The sequence below is a fragment of the Aliivibrio sp. SR45-2 genome, from assembly GCF_963890165.1.
Lineage (GTDB): Bacteria > Pseudomonadota > Gammaproteobacteria > Enterobacterales > Vibrionaceae > Aliivibrio > Aliivibrio salmonicida.
On the sequence record NZ_CAWPRC010000171.1, the window covers coordinates 1 to 20,917 of the forward strand.

Below are 20,917 nucleotides of genomic sequence, written 5' to 3' on the forward strand. Positions count from 1 at the left end.
TATTAGCTAACCACTCTTTGACATCTTTCGATACTTCCATTGATACACCACGAGCATCTAATTGTGCTTGTAATTCAACAATGAACTTATCAACAACTTGCCCGATCACGTCTTTGCCTAAGTGCTCAAACCAAATAATATTATCCAGACGGTTTCTAAATTCTGGCGTAAATACTTTTTTAATCGCAGCCATCGCATCGGTACTGTGATCTTGTTGGATTAAACCAATAGATTTCTTGACCGTTTCATGGACACCGGCATTGGTTGTCATTACAAAAATAACATTACGGAAATCAGCTTTACGGCCATTGTTATCCGTTAATGTCCCATTATCCATAACTTGCAGTAGCAAATTAAATACGTCAGGGTGTGCTTTTTCAAGCTCATCAAGTAATACGACAGAATGAGGGTGCTTAATAACCGCGTCGGTTAATAGACCTCCCTGCTCGTAACCAACGTAACCAGGAGGAGCACCGATCAAGCGACTAACAGTATGACGCTCACCGTACTCAGACATATCAAAACGTAATAATTCTATGCCTAATGCTTTTGCTAATTGTACTGTTACTTCAGTTTTACCAACCCCTGTAGGACCCGCAAACAAGAAAGAACCAACAGGTTTATTATCAGCACCTAATCCAGCACGACTTAATTTAATGGCTTCACATAAAACATCGATGCCTTGATCTTGCCCAAACACTAACATTTTAAGTTTAGCATCCAGTTTTTTCAGTACATCTTTATCGCTTGATGATACTGATTTTTCTGGAATACGAGCCATTTTAGCAACCATCGATTCTATATCAGCAACATTGATGGTTTTTTTACGACGGCTAACTGGAGTCAAACGACAACGGGCACCAGCTTCATCAATCACATCAATCGCCTTATCTGGCAAGTGACGTTCATTAATGTATTTCGCTGACAGTTCTACCGCAGCACGGAGTGCTTTATTGGTATAACGAACCTCGTGGTGTTCTTCATATTTACTTTTCAGACCCATTAATATTTTAGTTGTATCATCTATCGATGGTTCTAAAATATCAATTTTTTGGAATCGACGAGCAAGCGCTCGTTCTTTTTCAAAAATAGTACTGTGTTCTTGATAAGTTGTAGAACCAATACAACGTAACTTACCGCTGCTTAGTAATGGCTTAATTAAATTAGCCGCATCAACTTGCCCACCAGAAGCGGCACCAGCGCCAATAATGGTATGGATTTCATCAATGAATAAAATCGCATGCTCTTCTTTTTCAAGCTGTTTTAAAATGGCTTTAAATCGTTTTTCAAAATCACCACGATATTTAGTACCCGCTAATAGAGAACCAATATCAAGAGAATAAATAATACAATCTTTAATCACATCGGGAACTTGTTCTTCAACAATTCTCCATGCTAACCCTTCCGCTATCGCCGTTTTTCCGACTCCAGCTTCACCCACTAGTAATGGGTTATTTTTACGTCGACGACAAAGAACTTGAATTGTTCGTTCAACCTCTTGCTCACGACCAATCAACGGATCAATACCGCCATTTTTAGCGACTTGATTTAAGTTAGTTGCGAAGCTTTCTAATTGATCATCAGAATTGCCTTCAACAGCAGCTTCTACATTTGATTGTTCTGAATTCTCATCTCGATTTTCTGGTGCACCATGAGAAATAAAGTTAACAATATCCAGTCGACTAATATCATTCTTTTTAAGAAGATAAGCAGCGTGAGATTCTTGCTCGCTAAAAATAGCGACTAAAACATTCGCGCCAGTGACTTCATTACGACCTGATGATTGAACATGAAAAACAGCTCGTTGAAGAACACGTTGAAAGCTTAACGTTGGCTGCGTTTCACGACTATCATCGTCAGCTGGAATAAGAGGAGTTGTTTGTGTTATGAATTCATCAATTTCTGTCGAAAGAGCATCCAGGTCTGTATGGCAAGCAATAAGAGCTTCGTGTGCAGATGGGTTCTCTAATAGAGCAAATAACAAATGCTCCACTGTCATAAATTCATGACGCTTTTCTCTTGCACGAGCAAACGCACTGTTTAAACTCGCTTCTAATTCTTTATTTAGCATAGGAACCTCCCAAAACACCAAATGATGGTGTAACGAACAAACTTAAGCTTGCTCCATTGTACACAGTAGTGGGTGCTCATTATCACGCGAATAAATGTTTACTTGCGCAACTTTAGTTTCAGCAACTTCAGCAGTAAAAACCCCACATACTGCTTTCCCTTCATAATGCACAGTAAGCATTAATTGTGTCGCTTTTTCCAAATCCATGGAAAAAAATTTATCTAAAACTTCAACAACAAACTCCATTGGAGTGTAATCATCATTATTTAAAACTACCTTATACATCGGCGGCGGCTTTAAACCTGTTTTCTCCAGTTCCAGAACATCTGAATCAGGAGAAATCCATTCATAGAATTTACTCATGTCGGCAACTAATTCGTTAAAAAACATTTTTGATACTGCAAGGTATCTCCTACTATTCAGCCTAATCTAGACGAGGAGTTACATCAAACAAAAGATGTGAATTTAACGTCTTTATCACCTATTTAGTGACCGTTTGCATAGAAAATCATCGATAACACAAATAAAGAATAGAGCCTTTTTTTCTTTATAACCACTTAATTTATCAAATTGATATTATTGATATAAATGTTAATCTTAAATGTGATATTAAACATAAATGTTACAAAGGTAACCAATTTGTACTTGACTCCCTCTTTATATTTAATAGAGTGTACCTAGTAGTGGTTATCAATTAGGCAAAAACTTAATTGATAGACATTATGCTAGGTAACTAAAAATGCAGAGGGATGTATAGCATGGCAATAGGCACAGTAAAATGGTTCAATAACGCCAAAGGGTTTGGCTTCATTTGTCCAGAAGGTGAGGATGGTGATATTTTTGCTCATTACTCAACAATCGAGATGGATGGCTACCGTACATTAAAAGCAGGACAAGCTGTCACCTACGAAATTCATGAAGGCCCTAAAGGCTATCATGCAAGCGAAATTAAACCGCTTGAAGGTGAAGCTGTAAAATAGCATAAAATAATACTTACTGTTAAAGTGAGATCAAAGGTGAGTATTACTACTCACCTTTTTTGAACCTATCACATAAGAAATACTCTAAACTCCAATCAATTTATTCAGGGAACTATTTTGAAATATTTTATTTCGTTTATTCTACTTCTCACCCTTTCTGGTTGTGTGTCTGAAACTTATCAAGAAAAAAGCACCATAAATTTAGTCACTACTGGTGATATTAATAATATCCTTCAAAACAAAACCACATTCGCTTGGCACCCTACAATTAGTGCTAACTTTTTAAATAAAGAATTAAATAACAGAGACATAGAACAACGATTCTCACAAGCATTGAAAGCATCCCTAGAACAAAAGGGATACTTATTTACAGATAATGTTAGTAACGCAGATTTTTATATTGGTTATGGCTTAGGAATAGAAGAAAACATTAAAGATATGGCCATTCTAGAAAAAACAGGCTTATTAACGGGAATACAACCAATAGGTATTGATGATAATGATGACTCACAAAAAGCGAGTATCTTTATTGCCCTCTTTTTACCAAATCAGCCTTATCAACAATGGTCAGTGTTAGCTCAAGGCTATACAAATACTGACAATACGTACTCTGTAGATGAAGTCACTGAACTGATGCTCCATGATCTAAAAGAGAAGCAATAAATATCAGATGAAAAATAAGCAGCTAACCTAGCTGCTTATTTCCGTTATGACGAACAACTTATTTCCATTTTCTTACCCCAACTCGGAGGTAAATTCGCATAATGTTCAAATTCAATATGTTCATCAAAAGGCGACCGAAGCAATAAACTCAAAGCTTCTAGTTCGCTATAGTCCCCTTCTTGTGCTTTATCTATCGCTTGCTGTGCTAGGTAGTTTCGAAGAATATATTTAGGGTTAACTTCTCGCATTTTTTTACATCGAGAGGCCATTGTCTCATGCTCTTTCTCACAACGAGTTACGTATAAACTAACCCATAATTTCGCCGTATCTCGATCGATAAATAAATCAATAATCGCTTTCTCATTATGAGTATCAACATTTGATAACTCTCGTAAAAAACGCGTGTAATCCACCGAATTTTGAGACAATAATTCAAACATTGATTCAAATAATCGACTATCTCCGTCTTGCTTTGTTATTAGCCCTAATTTTTGTCTCATTAATTGACTAAAATAACCATGTAATTGCACTTCGTATTGTTCTAGCGCTTGATCTAAATCGACCTTATCAATCAGTGGAGATAAAGCATGAGCAAGGGCAGATAGATTCCATAAGCCAATTCTTGGTTGTTGATTAAATGCATAGCGTCCTTGATAGTCAGAATGGTTACAAATGTATCCCGGTTCATAATCATCAAGAAAGCCAAAAGGGCCATAATCAAATGTTTGCCCAATGATAGACATATTGTCCGTATTCATTACACCATGAGCAAAACCCACCGCTTGCCAATGTGCAATCATCTTAGCCGTACGATCAACGATCTCATTAAACATAGCGGCATAAGGATTATCATTATCTAAGCAATCTGGAAAATGCCATTCAATGACTTTGTCCGCTAATAATTTATGTTCCCCCAATAAATTCGAATAAAAGAGATGCTCAAAATGACCAAAGCGAACATGAGTTTCTGCCACACGAAGTAACAATGCTCCGGTTTCATATCCTTCTCGATAAACAGGCGTATCGCTACCCATCATCCCTAACGCTCTTGTGGTAGGAATACCTAATCCGAACATCGCTTCGCTGCACAAATACTCTCGAATCGTCGATCGTAATACCGCTCTCCCATCCCCTGAGCGAGAATAAGGTGTTCGACCAGCCCCTTTTAAATGAATATCAAAACTGGCACCGGCTTTATCTTTGATCTCAGCCAGTAATAACCCCCGACCATCACCTAAATCAGGATTGTAACTGCCAAATTGATGCCCAGCGTATTTCATTGCCAAAGGAGAAAATTGAGACGGAACAACCTCTCCAGAAAAACCAGATAATAACTCAGTATCTGCCGCAGGATCTAAAGGCAAATTAAACCGTTTAGCGAGTTTTTCATTCCACATTATCCAATGGACATTGTTTAACGGTTGTGGCGGTACATGAGTAAAGAGAAGTGGAGGAAGCTCAGAATAACGAGTACTAAGTGAAAGGGAATTCCAAATCGACATCATTTAATCCATTAAAAGTAAATTAAGCTAACGCTAACATATTAAAAATGGATATGACAGATATGAAAAAAGCCGCAGTAACTTTTCAGTTATTGCGGCTTTTTCAATTTGGTACGCCCTGAAGGATTCGAACCTTCGACCACCTCCTTAGAAGGGAGGTGCTCTATCCAGCTGAGCTAAGGGCGCTCTATGGGGTAGGATTATACGAATATACGAAACTAGATCAATCCTTTTCTATCATTATCTCACTGAGTGCTGAAAAAAAAGGCATATTGTCTATTCTTTGATTCAATATATACATATTACATTGATTTAAAGGTGCTTGTTATTGGTTCGACGATTTATCATCTTCAAAAACAGCAAAAAGCAAACGTTTGCGTTGTAGCTATTATTATTTAATTCTGAGACAATGCGCACGTCAATCAGTCCAAGCCCTTGAAAGGATCACTATGACCGCTCAAATTATCGATGGAAAACTTATTTCTCAAACTGTTCGCTCTGAAGTCGGTGCTCGTGTAAAAGCCCGCATAGAGGCCGGACTGCGTGCTCCTGGTCTAGCCGTTGTTTTGGTAGGACAAGATCCTGCGTCTCAAGTCTATGTAGGAAGTAAACGCCGTGCCTGTGAAGAAGTTGGATTCGTATCAAAATCTTATGATTTACCAACCACGACCACAGAAGCGGAATTGCTGACATTAATTGATACACTAAATCAAGATCCTGAAATCGATGGTATTTTGGTTCAGTTACCTCTTCCTGCAGGAATGGATAGCACTAAAATTTTAGAGCATATCGATCCAGAAAAAGACGTCGATGGATTTCACCCGTACAACGTAGGGCGTCTATCTCAACGTATTCCAAAATTACGTTCATGCACACCAAAAGGCATTATCACTCTACTTGATCGCTACAATATTCAAGTTCGAGGGATGCACGCTGTTGTCGTTGGGGCCTCAAATATTGTTGGTCGCCCGATGACCCTTGAATTGCTTCTTGCTGGTTGCACCACGACGACTTGTCACCGTTTCACAAAAGATTTAGAGCATCACATTCGCCAAGCTGATCTTGTTGTGGTTGCGGTAGGCAAACCAAACTTTATCCCTGGAGAGTGGATAAAAGAAGGCGCTGTTGTGGTCGATGTTGGTATTAACCGTCTAGACACAGGTAAGCTCATTGGTGACGTTGAATTTGATGTAGCCAAAACAAAAGCAAGCTATATCACTCCCGTTCCTGGTGGCGTTGGTCCAATGACCGTAGCAAGTTTAATTGAAAACACATTATTGGCTTGTGAGCAATTCCACAGCAAATAGTCATTAAACCTATTAATCAAAATATCAATTAGCGGACTTTATTAAGTTCGCTTTTTTTATACCTGCGTGTTGCCGCATTTCTCGATCAATTTTTATTCTATTTTCGGTTTTTTCTTGGACAAAATAAGGGTTTAGTTACTAACCTTAAGATGTGTAATAAAAAAAACGGATGACAAGAGGAAATGGATATGAGTATTTTTGACCACTATCAAGCCCGTTACGAAGCGGCAAAAGATGAAGAGCTTTCACTGCAAGATTTCTTATCACTATGTAGTCAGGACAAAAGTGCTTATGCCAATGCAGCAGAAAGACTTTTATTGGCCATTGGTGAGCCCGAAGTCATTGACACAGCTCTTGATCCTCAGCTTAGTCGTATATTCTCAAACCGAGTGATTTCTCGCTATGAGACATTCAAAGACTTCTATGGCATGGAAGAGCCAATTGAACAAATCGTGTCTTACCTAAAGCATGCTTCTCAAGGCTTAGAAGAGCGCAAACAAATCCTTTACTTGCTCGGTCCTGTTGGTGGTGGTAAATCATCACTTGCCGAAAAACTAAAAAGTCTCATGCAACAATTACCCATTTATGTATTAAGTGCAAATGGCGTTCGTAGTCCTGTAAATGATCATCCTTTCTGCTTATTTGACGTAGCCGAAGATGGTGAACTATTAAAAAAAGAATATGGCATTGAGAAGCGAAATCTACGTTCTATTATGTCCCCTTGGGCAGCGAAAAGATTGCACGAATTTGGCGGTGACATCACGCAATTTAAAGTGATTAAAGTAAACCCTTCTATTCTTGACCAAATCGGTATTGCTAAAACTGAACCCGGTGATGAAAACAACCAAGACATCTCTTCTCTGGTCGGTAAAGTAGACATCCGTCAATTAGAGCATTTCGCCCAAGATGACCCCGATGCTTATAGCTATTCAGGATCACTCTGTAAAGCCAACCAAGGTTTAATGGAATTTGTCGAAATGTTTAAAGCGCCAATTAAAGTACTACACCCTCTTCTAACAGCAACACAAGAAGGAAACTTTAATGGAACAGAAGGCTTATCAGCATTGCCTTTTGACGGCATGATTTTAGCTCACTCAAACGAATCAGAATGGCAAACATTCCGAAACAACAAAAACAACGAAGCTTTTTTAGATCGAGTTTATATCGTTAAAGTCCCATATTGTTTACGTGTTTCTGAAGAAATAAAAATATACCAAAAGCTGTTAGAACACAGTGAATTATCTCAAGCACCTTGTTCACCAAGCACCCTTGGCATCTTAGCTCAATTCACCATACTTTCGCGCCTAAAAGATCCTGAGAATTCATCTCTATTCTCTAAAATGCGGGTTTATGATGGGGAAACATTGAAAGACACGGATCCAAAAGCAAAAAGCTATCAAGAATATAAAGATTTTGCTGGTGTGGATGAAGGCATGTCAGGCCTATCCACTCGATTCGCTTTCAAAATTCTGTCACGCGTATTTAACTTTGATCAAACCGAAGTCGCAGCAAACCCCGTTCACCTTTTTTATGTCATTGAACAACAAATTGAACGAGAACAATTCGCTCAAGATGTTGCCGATAAATACACCGAATTTGTGAAAGGTTTTCTTGTACCAAAATACGTTGAGTTTATTGGTAAAGAAATTCAAACCGCTTACTTAGAATCTTATTCAGAATACGGACAAAATATCTTTGATCGTTACGTCACTTATGCCGATTTTTGGATCCAAGATCAAGAATATCGAGATCCAGATACTGGTCAGTTATTTGATCGCTCAGCATTAAACGATGAGCTAGAAAAAATAGAAAAAACCGCAGGGATAAGTAATCCTAAAGATTTCCGAAATGAAATTGTTAACTTTGTTCTTAGAGCCAAAGCCAATAATAACGGCCACAACCCTAAATGGACCAGTTATGAAAAGCTGCGTGTTGTTATTGAGAAAAAAATGTTCTCAAACACAGAAGATTTACTGCCAGTAATTTCTTTTAACGCGAAAACATCAACAGATGATCAGAAAAAACACGATGATTTTGTCGCTCGTATGATGGAGAAAGGGTATACCAAAAAACAAGTTCGCTTGCTTGCTGAGTGGTACCTACGCGTTCGTAAATCTTCATAATCAACCAACAGGACGTTGCAGCCTATATCTCATAGGCTGCCCCTACCAAAATATAGGGGGACATATTATGGCTCAATTTATTGATCGAAGATTGAACGGAAAAAAGAAAAGCACCGTCAACAGACAGCGCTTTATTCGTCGCCACAAAGACCAAATTAAACGTGCGGTCTCTGATGCAGTAAACCAACGTTCAGTAACGAATACTGAAACGGGCGAAAGCATATCTATTCCTAAAGGGGACATCTCTGAACCTATTTTTCATCAAGGTCAGGGAGGCATTCGCGAACGCGTTCATCCAGGAAATGACCAATTTATCAAAGGAGATAAAATCGAACGCCCTCAAGGAGGCGCGGGAGGGGGGTCAGGAGACGGTGACGCCAGTGCCGACGGTGAAGGAGAAGATGAATTTAGTTTCCAAATTTCAAAAGATGAATACTTAGACATTCTTTTTGAACAACTTGAATTGCCTAATTTAGAAAAAAACCAAGTTCAAAAAATAACAGAATGGGAAACACATCGCGCTGGGTATCAAACAGCCGGTGTTCCATCAAACATAGACATTGTTCGTTCGCTGCAGCAATCACTTGCTCGCCGTACTGCCATGACAGCAGGAAAAAGACGCTTACTTAAAGAACTAGAACAAGAACTTGAGAACATAAAAAACAGCGAACCTGCACAACCGCTCTCGGTTCGACAAATGAAAGAAGAAATCGAAGCATTAAGAACCAAAATTAAACATGTGCCTTATATTGATTCTTTCGATTTACGCTATAAAAACTATGAACGAACCCCTATCCCATCAAGCCAAGCGGTTATGTTTTGTTTAATGGACGTATCCGGCTCCATGGATCAAGCGACTAAAGACATTGCTAAACGCTTCTATGTCTTACTTTATTTATTCTTAACTCGTACTTATGAAAATGTCGACGTTGTTTTTATTCGCCACCATACTCAAGCAAAAGAAGTTGATGAGCATGAATTTTTCTACTCCCAAGAAACGGGAGGCACTATGGTTTCAAGCGCATTAAAACTCATGAATGACATTGTCACTAAACGTTATCCCGCCAATGAGTGGAATATTTATGCTGCTCAAGCCTCTGATGGGGACAACTGGGCAGACGATTCACCAAAATGTAAGGAGCTACTTACTACGTCAATTCTTCCTTATTGCCAATATTATTCCTACATTGAAATCACAAAACGAACACACCAAACACTGTGGAACGAATATGAAAAACTATCTCAAGGGTGCAATAACTTTGCGATGAAAAATATCAAAACCGTTGATGATATTTACCCTATTTTTAGAGAATTATTCCACAAACAATTGGCTTAGGAGGAAATACTATGAATAAAAAAAGTAGGTTACCTGATGGGCCCGATTGGACCTTTCAAACTTTAGAACAATACCATGTTGAAATTAAGCGCGTTGCGGAGTATTACCGTTTAGATACCTATCCTAACCAGATTGAGATCATCACCGCTGAACAAATGATGGATGCGTATTCTAGTGTTGGGATGCCCATTAATTACCATCATTGGTCATTTGGAAAAAAATTCATTCAAACCGAACAGAATTATAAGCATGGCCAAATGGGCTTAGCTTATGAAATTGTCATCAACTCCTCCCCTTGCATCTCTTATCTTATGGAAGAAAATACCATTACGATGCAAGCATTAGTGATGGCACATGCTTGTTATGGGCATAACTCTTTCTTTAAAGGAAATTATTTATTTCAAACATGGACTGATGCGAGCTCAATAGTCGATTATCTACTTTTCGCTCAGCAATACATTACTCAGTGTGAAGAAAAGCATGGCGTTGATGAGGTAGAGGCCATTCTAGATTCTTGTCACGCACTCATGAACTATGGCGTAGATAGATACAAACGCCCTGAAAAAATATCCATTGCAGAAGAAAAAATTCGTCAAGAAGACAGAGAGGCTTACCTTCAGTCACAAGTAAATGACCTATGGCGAACCGTTCCAAAAACCAAGCAAGAAAACAACGAAGAAAAAGAAAGATTCCCCTCTGAGCCACAAGAAAATATTCTGTATTTTATTGAAAAACACGCACCATTATTAGAATCATGGCAACGGGAATTGGTCAGGATTATTCGTAAGATAAGTCAATATTTTTATCCACAAAAACAAACACAGGTAATGAATGAAGGATGGGCAACATTTTGGCATTACACTATTTTAAATCATCTTTACGATGAAGACTTAGTGTCCGATAAATTCATTTTAGAATTCTTACATAGCCATACCAATGTAGTGGCTCAACCAAGCTATAACAGCCCTTATTATAGTGGGATAAACCCTTATGCATTAGGGTTTGCCATGTTTCAAGATATTCGCCGTATCTGTGAAGAGCCCACAGATGAAGATAGAGAATGGTTCCCAGATTTAGCAGGAAGTGATTGGTTAGACGCCGTTCATTTTGCGATGCATAACTTCAAAGATGAAAGTTTCATAAGCCAGTATTTATCACCTAAATTAATACGTGAATTTAAATTATTTGCCATATTAGACGATGATAAAAGTAAACACATTGAGATTAGTGCTATTCATGACGATGTCGGTTATCGAGAGATTCGAGAAAAGTTAGCTGCTCAATACAATTTGAGTAATTTAGAACCGAACATTCAAGTATGGAATGTGGATGTAAGAGGTGACCGTTCATTAATATTAAGGCACGTCCCACACAATCGAATTCCTTTAGATAAAGGACACCAAGAAGTAATGAAGCACTTACACCGTTTATGGGGGTTTGATGTGGTATTAGAAGAGGTTATTTCATTTAACCGGGCAGAAATAATTTCATCTTGTCCAAAGCGTAATTATTACAATACCACGATTTAATCACCTAAAAACATCACGACATAGATAACAAAAAGCCTTGAGATATAACTACCTCAAGGCTTTTTTAGTTAATACGTATTCACATTATAATTTAAAAATAATTCAAACTATAAAGTCGCTAATGCCGCATTCAACGTTGCACTCGGACGCATTTCTTTTGCAGCAAGTTCAGCAATCGGTTGGAAGTAGCCCCCAACATTGCCAACAACACCTTGCGCTGCATTTAACTCTTCAACTATTTTAGCTTCATTTGACGTTAGTGTTTCAGCCAATGAACCAAAATAGGCTTGAAGTTCTGCATCATCCGTTTGCGCTGCAAGTTCTTGAGCCCAATACATTGCTAGATAGAAATGGCTACCACGGTTATCCAACTCACCGACACGACGTGATGGCGATTTATTCGTTTCAAGGAACTTAGACGTTGCAGCATCAAGTGTATCAGCAAGTATTTGTGCTTTTGCATTGCCAGTCGTCACACTTAAGTGTTCAAACGACGCCGCTAATGCTAAGAATTCACCTAAAGAATCCCAACGTAAATGGTTTTCTTTTTCGAATTGTTGAACGTGTTTTGGAGCAGAACCACCCGCCCCCGTTTCAAACAGGCCACCACCATTCATAAGAGGGACAATAGACAGCATTTTCGCTGATGTTCCAAGCTCTAGAATTGGAAATAAATCCGTTAGATAATCACGTAATACATTACCCGTTACCGAGATCGTATCTTCGCCTTTAATAATACGCGCTAACGTAAATTCAGTCGCCGCAACTGGAGACAAAATTTGAATATCAAGACCTGCTGTATCATGATCTGCAAGGTAAGTATTTACTTTCTTAATCAGTTCAGCATCATGTTGACGATTAGTATCAAGCCAGAAAATAGCCGGAGTTCCAGTTGCACGAGCACGGTTTACCGCTAATTTAACCCAATCTTGGATTGGTGCGTCTTTTGCCTGACACATACGCCAGATATCGCCTTCACCAACGGAATGTTCAATCAGTGCGGTGCCTGTCGCATCAACCACTCGAACGGTACCCGCAGCAGGAAGAATGAAGGTCTTATCATGAGATCCATATTCCTCTGCTTTTTGAGCCATTAATCCTACGTTTGGCACAGAGCCCATCGTTGTTGGATCAAACGCGCCATTCACTTTACAGAATTCAATAACCGATTGGTACACACCAGCATAACAACGATCTGGGATCATTGCTTTCGTATCTTTTAGTTGACCATCTGGTCCCCACATACGACCAGAAGTACGTAATGCAGCAGGCATAGAAGCATCAATGATTACATCACTTGGTACATGAAGATTCGTGATACCACGATCTGAATCAACCATTGCAAGCTCTGGTTGATATTCATAAACCGCCGCTAAATCCGCTTCAATCGCGGCTTTTTCAGCATCAGGAAGCGATACTATTTTAGTATAAACATCACCAACACCATTATTTGCATCAACACCAAGTTTTGCAAATGTCGTCGCGTATTTATCAAAGACTTCTTTATAGAATACTTTAACCGCGTGACCAAAAATAACTGGATCAGAGACTTTCATCATCGTCGCTTTCATATGCAGTGAAAGCAGAACATCTTCTTCTTTGGCTTTTTTAATTTCAGCTTCGAAGAATTCAACCAATGCTTTTTTGCTTAGACAAGAACCATCAATGATTTCTTTGTCTTTCAGTGCCAGTCCCTCTTTCAGTACTGTTACATCGCCATTATCAGCAACAAATTCAATATTAACGTTTGTTGCACCGTCAATCGTCACTGATTTTTCGCTTGCGTAGAAGTCACCTTCACTCATGCTTGCAACGTGTGATTTTGAATCCTTCGCCCACGCACCCATTGAGTGTGGGTTATTACGCGCGTATTGCTTAACCGCACCCGGTGCACGACGATCAGAGTTACCTTCACGAAGGACAGGGTTAACTGCTGAGCCTTTAATTTTATCGTAAACCGCTTTAACGGCTTTTTCTTCGTCCGTTTTTGCTTCTTCAGGGTAATTAGGCAGAGCATAGCCTTTCGCTTGAAGCTCTTTAATTACCGCATGAAGTTGAGGAATCGACGCACTGATGTTCGGAAGTTTAATGATGTTTGCTTCAGGCGTTTTAGCGAGTTCGCCAAGCTCTACCAATGCATCACTAATACGTTGGTCTTCTGTTAGGTATTCAGAAAAATTTGCAATGACACGACCCGCAAGTGAGATGTCGCGAGTATCAACATCAATGTTAGACGATGCTGCAAATGCTTGAATAATTGGAAGAAGTGAATGCGTCGCCAATGCTGGCGCTTCATCAGTGATGGTATAGATAATCTTAGATTTTTGCGTTGTCATTTAATTTCCCTATTTAATCTACAAAACCAATAACAAAACGTATAATAGGCTTTGTAATTTACCGACTTTATTTTTATTAGTCTTTTGTTTCACGCGCGTACTATAGCGAAAAGCCATGAACTTTAAAACTAAACACCACAAAAGCTTTACAATTTTGCAAGGTAGTTAACATGACATTCAAGCGTTCTCCAAATTGGAAAAAACCGGCCTTTAAGAAAAAAACCACACAAAAGCCACGCCCTGCACCAGAAGATCGTAAAGTCCTTATCTTTAATAAACCTTTTGATGTATTGAGTCAATTTACCGATGATCAGCATCGACAAACTCTTGCAGATTTCATTTCTGTGAAGGATGTTTACGCAGCAGGACGCCTTGATCGTGACAGTGAAGGATTATTAATTCTTACCAATGATGGTGTGCTTCAAGCACGGTTAACACAACCTGAATCTAAGTCACCAAAAACCTATTGGGTACAGGTTGAAGGTGCTCCGACAGAAGACGATTTAGAGAAGCTTCGCCAAGGCGTTGAATTAAAAGATGGGATGACACTTCCCGCAAAAGTTGAAGTAATGACAGAGCCTGAACTATGGGAAAGAAACCCTCCCGTTCGCTTTAGAGCCGCTATTCCGACAACATGGATAACAGTGACTATTATTGAAGGAAGAAACAGACAAGTTCGCCGAATGACGGCTCACATTGGGTTTCCAACGTTACGCTTGATTCGTTACTCTATGGGAGATTGGACGATCAAAGATGTCCCTCATGGGGAATGGAAAGAAGTGACAATTAATAGTAATAAATAGAAATGTAGCAAATAAGTTAAAAACAACTACGTATTTACGTACTTTTCACTTAGACTAAATAGATAATCACATGAGAATAAAGGAATAAAAATGAAGATAATCATCAAGGTAGCAGGGATAGCTAGCGTATTATTTTTAAGTGCTTGTGCTCCAGCAGATAGAGAAGACATTAATTCTACCGAACTCACTAATGAGCACTATGACAATCAAGAAAGACAGCAACAAAACTGCATGTTGACTGGCGAAATTGGTTGCGCAAACTAGCATTATTGAATAAAAAAGGCGAGATAGAGTTTACACTCTGTCTCGCCTTTTTATTTGATCATTGCTTGGGATTAACCAAGTAATCTCGGTATTATTCGTCGCCCATAAAGCTCATGTCTGGCAAAGATTCTAAATTTTCTTTATAACGCTTTTGGTTAAATTCAGCGCCATTTTTCATCACATCAAACACTTCAATCGCGAGTGCACATGCCATCATTTCAATCGCATCTTCACGAGGATTACCCGTCATAACTAAACGCATTAGTGTTTCTTTAACTGCAATTGGGCTGCCGTCTTCAATTTGATTTTTTACGGTTTCAATCAAAGTTTCTTCCGTCATGAAATCGTCTTGTTGATCTGTCATTTGTTCTGCTCACTCTATAATTTCGCTTACTATGCCATAAATGAAAAGAAGAGTGACAATTATTTAGTGTTGAACATTTTCTTTCCAGTTTTGTCTTGATCTGACCAGAAATTAATATTGAATTGAGCATCCTCACTTAACTCAACTCGGTGCCAATACTGAGGAGGGCTTGTCGCAAACTCGCCCGCGTTAATGACCACTTTAACTTCAGGCTCTATTGCCTCTTCATCTGCAAAACCATAATAGGTAACGACACCTTCCATCACACACAACTGCCCAAACACATCAGCCGCAGTATTGTGGTGGCTAAGCAATGCCGCAGGTACATTGTCACGAGTAAAAAAAGGGGTTGAACGTTGAATCGTCCAATTTGCTGGAATACGTAAATGACTCATAATAACTCTCCAAATAAATGTAATGCTTCTATGTGTAATTACCAATAATTCTCAGAGCTAAACTGCCCTGCTTGCTTACGAAGATGTTTTTGAAACCCTAATTCATTTAAGGCGCTTGCTGTGTCTTTAACCATGCAAGGATTACCACAGAGATATAAGAAACTATGCGCTTTATTAAGGGGACATTGGGTTTGTTTTTCGATGCTTCCATTGAGTAATAAAGACGGGATTCGTCCACGTAGAGTTCCGGTGACATGTTCTCTAGAAACAATTGGCACATAATGAAGCCTCCTATTAAACCGATGAAGTAATCGCTGAATTCGATCGTGATAAATCAACTCAGCATGTGTTCTTACTGCATGAACTAAAATAATATTTTTAAATCGAGTCTCAAGTGACGGTGTTTCTAAAAGAGAGATAAAGGGGCCTATCGCCGTTCCCGTTGACAATAACCATAAATCACCCACATGCACTGGAACTTCATCTAACGTCATAAACCCCGCGGCATCTTTACCAACAAAGATATCATCGCCTGAATTTAAGCGATGAAGACGAGGAGATAACTCCCCGAGATCATCTGCAATGATCAGAAACTCCATATGTTGATGCCCTATCGCTTGCTTAGGGTTATTCACAATCGAATACGCCCTTCTTACCCAACCACCACTGCCATCAGGCAAGGCAAGTTTCGTAAATTGCCCAGCAGTGTAAGCATCAATCGGGGCCTCAACATACAAACTGAATAAACGATCGGTCCAATCATAGCGACTCAGAACCACGCCTTTTATTAAGCCATGAGGAATTTCTGTCATAATTCACCTCTATTAATTCGTATTATGTATCTCTCTAAATAAAGGAAATGCCTTTTTCATCTGTTCTTTTGTCACAACAAATCCGGTTAGGTTATCCTTTTCATCATAAGCTTTAGCACATATCCCCTGTTCATCAAGTTCAATAGACCAACGATGGATATGACTTGATGTATTACCCGCAAGCTGTATTGGGTAAATAGGGGTTTTCACTTTCACCATCATATTCGGTAATACCAACGGCGTGTTCAAGCCCAGCAATGTCTTAGCTAATGCATTTGCACTCAGTAAAATAGGTTGAAGATAGGCCATTACCTTGCCTTCTATTTCTGCGCAATCGCCTAACGCATACACATTTCTAGCCGACGTTTGTAAGGTTGAATCCACCACAACTCCACGATTAACACGAATATCAGCGTCTTTCGCTAACTGAGTATTGGGTTTTAGACCAGCGGCTGAAATAACACAATCAACTTGATAAGACTGACCCTTCATTGTCGTGACTATAAAACCACTACCACTCTGATTTACACTTTGAACACCATCAGAAAGCGTAATAATCACGCCTTTATCTCTGCACGCATTCTCTAAAGGCAAAGAAATAAAGTCAGGGATCATATTGGCAAGAAGATGCGTATTTGGCTCAACCACCGTTACGTGTTTACCTGCACCCGCAAGATCCATTGCTAACTCTGTGCCTATCAGTCCACCACCAATAACGAGTATGCTTTGTGAACTCACCACTTTTTTATGAATAACCGCAAATTCTTTTAAGCTGTTTAACGTAAGGATCTCACTACATCCATCCCCTTTAAAAGGTGGGATAAACGTTTGAGAGCCCGTGGCTAATACCAATTTAGCGTAAGAAAACACCTCGTCTTTCACCGTAATGGTTTGACTGATGGTATCAATCGACTCAACTAAAGTGCGGGTATGCAATACCACATTGTATTGTTCAGAAAAATCGGAGCCTGATAGCGTCACTACATCATCATGACTCTGTTGCTTTGAAAACACATGACTTAAATCTGGCTTGTTATAATCGTGGCCATCATCATTCGTAAACACATGAATAGGACAATCTACGTCTGTACGACGGATCGTTTTAATTAGTTGATAAGAAGCAAAACCACTGCCAATAATAACGATTGGTAAACTCATTATTTCACTCCCTATTTAACTTCAACAAAGACATCTTTGCCTAAATTACACTCAGGGCATAAGAAATAATCGGGCACATCAATCCACGCCGTGTTTGGTTCCACCCCTTGGTTTGGTTCACCGATTTCAGGATCGTAAACCCAATTACACACAGTACATAACATGCATTGTTTATCGTCATTTGTAGAGCTTAACGCTACCTCTGTTTCTTTCTCTACTGCGACTTCAGTAGAAGGATCAATCGTTATTACTTCTTTTTTCTCTTCTGCTTTCTTTTCCACATTATTCTTTTCGACATTAATGGTATTGAACGTTGTGGTTAATGGTTTTAAGGCCCACTGCTTTGCAATAAATTGTCCATGTTCTCGGCACAATTGCATCGCTTTACCGTCTGGACGCCATTTTGCTTTTAAGCCTACCGCCGTTTCAAAACCTGCATCAGTTAAACGAGAATGTATTCTGTCTACCGCACCGCCATTCCAACCATAACTCCCAAATGCTCCTGCTTTTTTCGCTCGAAATCGAAGTCCTGTAATTTCTTCCAGCATACCTGCGATCTTAGGCATCATCACATTGTTCATGGTTGATGAGCCAACCAAAATCCCTTTTGAACGGAACACACTGGTTAAAATGTCATTCTTATCTTGTCGAGACACATTAAAGACTTTTACCGCGACACCAGGATCTACATCGTGAATACCTTGTGCAATCGCATCTGCCATCATTCGAGTATTGTTTGACATAGAATCATAGAAAAGCGTAATTCGATCTTCTTGGTAGTTGTCAGCCCACTCTAAATATTGATGAATGATTTGAGTTGGGTTATCTCTCCATACACACCCATGAGAGGTTGCAATCATGTCTACGGGTAAATTAAAGCTTAATACTTCTTTAATTTTTGCCGTCACTAACGCACTGAATGGCGTAAGGATATTGGCGTAATAACGTAAACATTGATCCATCAACTCAGTTTGATCGACTTCGTCATTAAATAAGCGTTCATCACAATAGTGCTGACCAAAGGCGTCATTACTAAATAAAATCGCATCGCCTGTTAAATACGTCATCATGCTGTCTGGCCAATGCAACATTGGTGCTTCAACAAACACCAATTGTTTGCCATTACCAATATCTAATGCATCACCCGTTTTAATTGGCTTAAAGTTCCATTCAGGGTGATGATGGTGACCAACGATTGAATCAATCGCATTTTCAGTACAATAAATTGGTGTACCTGGGATTTTTTCCATTAATGCAGCAAGCGCACCTGCATGATCTTCTTCTGCGTGATTTATAACAATGTAATCAATGCTTGTGAGATCAATTTCCATTTCTAGGTTTTGAATAAATTGATGACTAAAACGATGATCAACCGTATCAATTAATATCGTTTTTTCTTCTTGAATCAAGTAACTGTTGTAGCTTGTGCCTTTGGTCATTTTAAATTCAGTACCATGGAAATCAGAGACCTCCCAATCACGTTGGCCAACCCAGTTAACATTGTTTTTAATATGAATAGTCATTATTTGTCTCATTTAATAATTAGCGTTACTCGTCATATTGCATCGAGCATGCCAACTATGTATCCATTTGTTTTATAAGAAAATAATAAAAAATAAGATACCGAAAAGTGTCAATTTGACACTCATTTACTTCTATCAAAAAGACAGTACAATAGTCAAATTGACATTAAAAAAGAGGGTGTAACAATAATGAAAAACATTAAAGAAGAATGGATTCAGATAGCCTTAGATTTAACGTCTGGATTATCAAATAAAGATCGCTTTGAACGCTTACTCTCGACGATAAGAAACGCCTTAAAATGCGATGCTTCAGCCTTGTTACTGTTCAAAAATCAATATTTTTCTCCTTTAGCCATTAATGGTCTTGATGGTGATGTCATTGGTCGTCGCTTTTCCATTTCACAACACCCTCGTTTAGAAGCGATAGCCAGAGCCGGTGACATCGTTCGGTTCCCACCAGACAGCGATTTACCCGATCCTTATGATGGATTAATCGCAAATAAAAAAAGCCAGTTACACGTACACTCCTGCATAGGCCTTCCTCTCATCGTCAATGAACGTCTCATTGGAGCGGTAACCATTGATGCATTCGATCCTGCCCAATTTGATAAATTCACAAATAAAGAATTACGCATCATCAGCGCATTAGCGGCAACAAGTTTGAACACCGCCTTACTCATGGAAAGATTAGAAAAACAATCAGGAGAAAGTAGCACAGCGTCTTCTTTTGAAAGTCCACAACACCACGCGGCCGAGATGATTGGTGAGTCTCAAGTAATGCAAGAGTTGCAAAACAACATTAACGCCGTAGCCAACACCGAATTGTCAGTCTTAATTACAGGTGAAACGGGAGTCGGAAAAGAATTAGTCGCCAGTGCTCTGCACGAAAGATCGGCGCGTTCAAATCAAAATTTAGTCTATTTAAACTGTGCAGCGCTACCAGAGTCGGTTGCAGAAAGTGAGTTGTTTGGTCATGTAAAAGGCGCATTCACAGGCGCAATAAGTAACCGAAAGGGAAAGTTTGAATCCGCGGATAATGGTACGTTATTTCTTGATGAAATTGGCGAATTATCTTTAGCGCTGCAAGCCAAATTATTGCGTGTTTTGCAGTATGGTGATATTCAACGTATTGGGGACGATAATCACATTAAAGTGAACACTCGCATTATTGCGGCCACCAACAAAATGCTTCATGAAGAAGTCAAGAATGGCAATTTTAGAGCCGATTTGTATCACCGTTTGAGTGTCTTTCCTATTTTTGTTCCCCCACTGAGGGACCGAGAAAATGACATTACGATTCTCGTTGGGTATTTTGCAGAAAAAAGTCGCATCAAATTAGGTGCTTCAAGTTTACGTATCACTCGAGAAACAATCGCCCTTCTTAACGATTATTCATGGCCAGGAAACATCCGAGAGTTAGAGCATGTAATGAGCCGAGCAACCGTACTTTCTAGAGCGCAGAGTAATGAAACGGACTTAACTCTTACGCCGTTGCATTTTTCAATTAAAAAAGACACTGACTTGGAAGTAAGCCCCATTCAACAAACAGAAAACACATCCATAGATGAAACGAAAGGATTACGCCTTGCAACCGACGAATTTCAAACACAATTAATAAAAAAAACACATCAAGAAAACCAACACAATTGGGCGGCTACCGCCAGAGCTTTGCAGCTTGATACAGGAAATTTACATCGTTTAGCCAAACGCTTAAAACTAAAGGACTAAATCAACATAAATAACCTACATTT

General features: G+C 39.1%; 18 protein-coding genes and 1 tRNA gene. 9 read left to right on the plus strand and 10 right to left on the minus strand.

Features of this window, described 5'->3' with window-relative positions; genetic code table 11:
- Positions 1-2,071, minus strand: a 2,071-nt coding sequence (clpA, locus tag AACV33_RS14970) for an ATP-dependent Clp protease ATP-binding subunit ClpA (RefSeq protein WP_182700374.1), incomplete at its 3' end; no start/stop codon positions are given.
- A gap of 42 nt (positions 2,072-2,113) precedes the next feature.
- A complete protein-coding gene (gene clpS / locus AACV33_RS14975) occupies positions 2,114-2,434 on the minus strand; it encodes an ATP-dependent Clp protease adapter ClpS (RefSeq protein ID WP_012550729.1) in 321 nt (106 codons plus the stop codon).
- Between the two features lie 395 nt (positions 2,435-2,829).
- On the opposite strand from clpS, the gene cspD reads away from it, so the two are divergent.
- Positions 2,830-3,051, plus strand: a complete 222-nt coding sequence (gene cspD, locus AACV33_RS14980; RefSeq protein WP_012550728.1) for a cold shock domain-containing protein CspD — start codon at positions 2,830-2,832, stop codon at positions 3,049-3,051.
- Positions 3,052-3,168: 117 nt separating this feature from the next.
- A complete protein-coding gene (locus AACV33_RS14985; RefSeq protein ID WP_182700375.1) occupies positions 3,169-3,714 on the plus strand; it encodes a DUF4136 domain-containing protein in 546 nt (181 codons plus the stop codon).
- A 44-nt stretch (positions 3,715-3,758) separates the two neighbouring features.
- Here AACV33_RS14985 and AACV33_RS14990 read toward each other — a convergent pair whose 3' ends face one another.
- Together AACV33_RS14990 and AACV33_RS14995 are read right to left on the minus strand one after the other, a co-directional pair.
- Positions 3,759-5,216, minus strand: a complete 1,458-nt coding sequence (locus AACV33_RS14990) for a protein adenylyltransferase SelO (RefSeq protein WP_182700381.1) — start codon at positions 5,214-5,216, stop codon at positions 3,759-3,761.
- A 109-nt stretch (positions 5,217-5,325) separates the two neighbouring features.
- A tRNA-Arg gene (locus AACV33_RS14995) sits at positions 5,326-5,402 on the minus strand.
- A gap of 263 nt (positions 5,403-5,665) precedes the next feature.
- On the opposite strand from AACV33_RS14995, the gene folD reads away from it, so the two are divergent.
- From folD to AACV33_RS15015, 4 genes are all read left to right on the plus strand, one after another.
- Positions 5,666-6,523, plus strand: a complete 858-nt coding sequence (gene folD / locus AACV33_RS15000) for a bifunctional methylenetetrahydrofolate dehydrogenase/methenyltetrahydrofolate cyclohydrolase FolD (protein ID WP_012550725.1) — start codon at positions 5,666-5,668, stop codon at positions 6,521-6,523.
- 188 nt (positions 6,524-6,711) lie between these two features.
- On the plus strand, positions 6,712-8,646 hold the full coding sequence (locus AACV33_RS15005) for a PrkA family serine protein kinase (protein WP_012550724.1): 1,935 nt from the start codon (positions 6,712-6,714) through the stop codon (positions 8,644-8,646).
- A 67-nt stretch (positions 8,647-8,713) separates the two neighbouring features.
- Positions 8,714-9,982, plus strand: coding sequence for a YeaH/YhbH family protein (locus AACV33_RS15010; RefSeq protein WP_012550723.1), 1,269 nt, complete (start codon positions 8,714-8,716; stop codon positions 9,980-9,982).
- 11 nt (positions 9,983-9,993) lie between these two features.
- Complete coding sequence (locus tag AACV33_RS15015; RefSeq protein ID WP_017022121.1) at positions 9,994-11,511, plus strand: SpoVR family protein; 1,518 nt, start codon at positions 9,994-9,996, stop codon at positions 11,509-11,511.
- A 107-nt stretch (positions 11,512-11,618) separates the two neighbouring features.
- Here AACV33_RS15015 and AACV33_RS15020 read toward each other — a convergent pair whose 3' ends face one another.
- Positions 11,619-13,847, minus strand: coding sequence for an NADP-dependent isocitrate dehydrogenase (locus AACV33_RS15020; protein ID WP_017022122.1), 2,229 nt, complete (start codon positions 13,845-13,847; stop codon positions 11,619-11,621).
- Positions 13,848-14,017: 170 nt separating this feature from the next.
- On the opposite strand from AACV33_RS15020, the gene AACV33_RS15025 reads away from it, so the two are divergent.
- Positions 14,018-14,650, plus strand: a complete 633-nt coding sequence (locus AACV33_RS15025) for a pseudouridine synthase (RefSeq protein ID WP_017022123.1) — start codon at positions 14,018-14,020, stop codon at positions 14,648-14,650.
- A 90-nt stretch (positions 14,651-14,740) separates the two neighbouring features.
- Positions 14,741-14,914 carry a hypothetical protein gene (locus tag AACV33_RS15030; RefSeq protein WP_017022124.1) on the plus strand — a complete coding sequence of 58 codons (174 nt, stop codon included), beginning with the start codon at positions 14,741-14,743 and terminating at the stop codon, positions 14,912-14,914.
- 91 nt (positions 14,915-15,005) lie between these two features.
- On the opposite strand, the gene AACV33_RS15035 is transcribed toward AACV33_RS15030, so the two are convergent.
- Genes AACV33_RS15035 through norV form a run of 5 tightly spaced genes read right to left on the minus strand, consistent with a single transcriptional unit; the run spans position 15,006 to position 19,166 of the window.
- The gene (locus AACV33_RS15035; RefSeq protein ID WP_017022125.1) at positions 15,006-15,278 is read right to left on the minus strand and encodes a hypothetical protein; all 273 of its coding nucleotides are present in this window, start codon (positions 15,276-15,278) and stop codon (positions 15,006-15,008) included.
- Between the two features lie 59 nt (positions 15,279-15,337).
- Entirely contained in the window at positions 15,338-15,673 is a 336-nt protein-coding gene (locus tag AACV33_RS15040) for a DUF1971 domain-containing protein (protein ID WP_012550718.1), read from the minus strand.
- 38 nt (positions 15,674-15,711) lie between these two features.
- Positions 15,712-16,485, minus strand: a complete 774-nt coding sequence (locus AACV33_RS15045; RefSeq protein WP_182700376.1) for a ferredoxin--NADP reductase — start codon at positions 16,483-16,485, stop codon at positions 15,712-15,714.
- Between the two features lie 12 nt (positions 16,486-16,497).
- Positions 16,498-17,643 (minus strand): NADH:flavorubredoxin reductase NorW, encoded by a 1,146-nt coding sequence (norW, locus tag AACV33_RS15050; protein WP_182700377.1) that lies wholly within the window; start codon positions 17,641-17,643, stop codon positions 16,498-16,500.
- Between the two features lie 11 nt (positions 17,644-17,654).
- Positions 17,655-19,166 (minus strand): anaerobic nitric oxide reductase flavorubredoxin, encoded by a 1,512-nt coding sequence (norV, locus tag AACV33_RS15055; RefSeq protein ID WP_023603852.1) that lies wholly within the window; start codon positions 19,164-19,166, stop codon positions 17,655-17,657.
- A gap of 189 nt (positions 19,167-19,355) precedes the next feature.
- On the opposite strand from norV, the gene norR reads away from it, so the two are divergent.
- Entirely contained in the window at positions 19,356-20,894 is a 1,539-nt protein-coding gene (gene norR / locus AACV33_RS15060; protein ID WP_182700378.1) for a nitric oxide reductase transcriptional regulator NorR, read from the plus strand.
- Positions 20,895-20,917 lie beyond the last annotated feature (23 nt).